Consider the following 3,474-nt stretch of genomic DNA (forward strand, 5'->3'; position numbering starts at 1 on the left):
GGCCATTGTTGCGGGCCGATTGTGTCGATCAACTCGTGGCTGATTCCGGACAAATCCAGATCGCGGCCACGGGTCAGCTGTTTGTATTCGTCGAAGACCTGCGCCGGGGTTTCAAAGGCAAACAGGCTGGTGGCATCCGGGCGCAGTTGTTTCTCCAGGCGCTGTGCGAAATCCACCGTGATCGCCCAGTCCGGGCGCGCTTCACCCGGTGCGACGATCGCCCGGCGGACGTGGGAAATACGCCGTTCGGAATTGGTTACCGTGCCGTCTTTTTCACCCCAACTGGCGGCGGGTAGCAGCAGATCGGCGAACGCAGCGGTTTCGGTGGTGCGAAAAGCCTCCTGCAACACCACGAATGGGCAGGTCTCCAATGCGGCGCGCACGGCGGTTTGATCGGGAAGGGACTGCGCGGGGTTGGTACAGGCAATCCACAGGGCTTTGATTTTTCCGCTACTGACCTGCTCAAACAACTCGATGGCGCTCAGCCCAGGGTTTTCAGGCAGCTGATCAACACCCCAGTAGGCTGCCACCTCGGAACGGTGCTCCGCATTGGCAGCGTCTCGATGCCCCGGCAGCAGGTTAGACAGACTGCCGGTTTCGCGCCCGCCCATGGCATTTGGCTGACCGGTCAACGAGAAAGGTCCTGCACCCGGACGGCCAATTTGCCCGGTCGCCAGGTGTAAGTTGATCAGTGCGCTGTTTTTTGCGCTGCCGGCGGTGGACTGGTTCAACCCCATGCACCACAACGACAGGAAACTCGGTGAAGTACCGACCCACTCAGCGCATTGCTGCAGTTGTTCAATACTGATTCCGCACAGCTGCGACACCATCTGCGGTGTGTAATCGCGCACCAGGCGCTTCAGCTCGGACAGGCCTTCGGTATGGGCGTTGATGTAGTCGCGGTCGACCCAGTCTTCCCACAGCAGCAGGTGCAAAATCCCATGGAACAAGGCGACATCGGTCCCCGGGAGAATTGCCAGGTGCAGGTCAGCCAAATCGCAGGTGTCGGTGCGACGTGGGTCGATGACGATGACTTTCATCTGTGGCCGGCGGGATTTGGCTTCTTCCAGTCGGCGAAAAAGCACTGGGTGGGCGTAGGCCATGTTGCTGCCCACAATCATTACGCAGTCGCTCAGCTCCAGGTCTTCATAGCTGCACGGCGGTGCATCAGCGCCGAGGCTGCGTTTGTAGCCGACCACTGCCGACGACATGCACAGCCGCGAATTGCTGTCGATGTTATTGGTGCCCACCAGCGCTCGCGCCAGTTTGTTGAAGGCGTAATAGTCCTCGGTCAGCAACTGCCCTGAAATGTAGAACGCCACGCTGTCCGGGCCATGCTCGGCAATGGTTTTGGCGAAAACGTTGGTGGCGTGATCGAGGGCGGTGTCCCAATCGGTGCGGCTGCGTGCCAGGCCTTTGCCAAGGCGCAGTTCGGGGTACAGCGCTCGCGCCGTCAAGTCGCCGGTCAAATGCAGGGTTGATCCCTTGCTGCACAACTTGCCGAAGTTGGCCGGGTGCGCCGGATCGCCGCTGACGCCGAGGATGTGCTCGCCGTCATGTTCGATCAGCACCCCGCAGCCAACCCCGCAATAGCAGCAGGTGGACGCGGTGATCTGGCGGTCCATCAGCCTGCGTCCCGCAGGGCCAGCATTACTCGGCCATTTTCGACCCGCGCCGGGTGGTGATGGGCGCAGCCGACGTCTGGGGCCAGGGCTTCGCCGCTTTCCAGGTCGATTTGCCAGTTGTGCAGCGGGCAGGCCACACGTTTGCCATAGATCAAGCCTTGGGACAGCGGCCCGCCCTTGTGCGGGCAGCGGTCGTCGAGGGCGAACACCTCATCGTCGCTGGTACGAAAAATCGCGATGTCACCTTTAGGGCCGGCGATGATCCGCGAGCCCAAGGCGTTGATCTCTTCCAGTGCGCAGATATCGAGCCAGTTCATGCCAGCACCTCCAGGTTTTTCACGGGGATGACGTCGAATTCYTTCTTCAGCAGTGGCTGTTCCAGGCGTTCCTTCCACGGGTCCTGTTCGAACGACAGGGAAAATTGCAGTCGATCATTGAGCGCCTTGCGTCGCTCCGGGTCTTCCAGCACGGCTTTCTTGATGTGGTCCATACCGACCCGTTGCAGGTAATGCACGGTGCGTTCGAGGTAGAAGGCTTCTTCGCGATAGAGCTGCAAGAACGCGCCGTTGTACTCGCGCACTTCTTCAGCGGTTTTCAATTTGACGAAGAACTCGGCGACTTCGGTTTTGATCCCGCCGTTACCACCGATGTACATCTCCCAGCCGGAATCCACGCCGATAATGCCTACGTCTTTGATGCCCGCTTCCGAACAGTTGCGTGGGCAACCGGAGACTGCCAGTTTCACTTTGTGCGGCGACCACATGTTGAACAGGTCATGCTCCAGTTCGATGCCCAACTGCGTGGAATTCTGCGTGCCGAAACGGCAGAACTCGCTGCCGACGCAAGTCTTCACGGTGCGGATGGATTTGCCGTAGGCGTGGCCGGACGGCATGTCGAGGTCTTTCCAGACACCTGGCAAGTCCTGCTTCTTGATCCCCAGCAAATCGATACGCTGACCGCCGGTAACCTTGACCATCGGCACGTTGTATTTGTCGGCAACGTCGGCGATGCGCCGCAACTCCGAAGGGTTGGTCACGCCACCCCACATCCGCGGGACAACCGAGTAGGTGCCGTCTTTCTGGATGTTGGCGTGGGCGCGTTCGTTGATCAGGCGCGATTGCGGGTCATCCTTGGCTTCGCCCGGCCAGGTGGAAATCAGGTAGTAATTAAGCGCCGGGCGGCAGGTGGCGCAGCCGTTCGGGGTGCGCCAGTTCAAGTAGCTGATGGTCCCGGCGATTGTCAGTAGATGTTGATCGCGGATGGCCTGGCGGATTTGGCCGTGGTTGAGGTCGCTGCAACCGCAGATGGCTTTTTCGCTTTTCGGTTTGACATCTGCCGCACCGCCCACTGTGTTGATCAGGATCTGCTCGACGAGGCCGGCGCAGGAGCCGCAAGAGCTCGCTGCCTTGGTGTGTTTCTTGACTTCGTCGACACTGAACAGTCCATGTTCCTGAATTGCCTTGACGATGGTGCCTTTGCACACGCCGTTGCAGCCGCAGACTTCGGCGGTGTCGGCCATGCTCATGGCTTTGTCCTGGCCCTGATGTCCTACGTCACCCAAGGCGTTTTCACCAAACATCAGGTGATCGCGGATCTCGCCAATGGCGTGATTCTCACGAATCTGCCGGAAATACCAACCGCCATCTGCCGTATCGCCGTACAGACAGGCGCCAACCAGCACGTCATCCTTGATCACCAGTTTTTTGTAGACCCCGCCGATCGGGTCGGAGAGGGTGATGGTTTCCGTGCCTTCGCCGCCCATGAAGTCGCCGGCGGAGAAGAGGTCAATGCCAGTGACTTTCAATTTGGTCGACGTCACCGAGCCTTGATAGCGGGCGAAGCCCAATTG

General features: G+C 59.8%; 3 protein-coding genes. All 3 read right to left on the reverse strand.

Features of this window, described 5'->3' with window-relative positions:
• On the reverse strand, positions 1 to 1,625 hold a 1,625-nt coding region (locus AC1DSG_RS29190; protein ID WP_477793972.1), incomplete at its 3' end, for a molybdopterin-dependent oxidoreductase.
• On the reverse strand, positions 1,625 to 1,942 hold the full coding sequence (nirD, locus tag AC1DSG_RS29195; protein ID WP_007948247.1) for a nitrite reductase small subunit NirD: 318 nt from the start codon (positions 1,940 to 1,942) through the stop codon (positions 1,625 to 1,627). The genes nirD and AC1DSG_RS29190, both read right to left, overlap by 1 nt.
• The coding region (locus AC1DSG_RS29200; RefSeq protein ID WP_477793973.1) for a (2Fe-2S)-binding protein at positions 1,939 to 3,474 on the reverse strand (1,536 nt) is incomplete at its 5' end. The genes AC1DSG_RS29200 and nirD, both read right to left, overlap by 4 nt.

It is taken from the genome of Pseudomonas sp. P5_A12 (genome assembly GCF_056400685.1).

Coding starts and splice junctions, on each gene's coding strand:
- nirD (WP_007948247.1), bottom strand. CDS start 1,942: ATGAACTGGCTCGATATCTGCGCACTGGAAGAGATCAACGCCTTGGGC.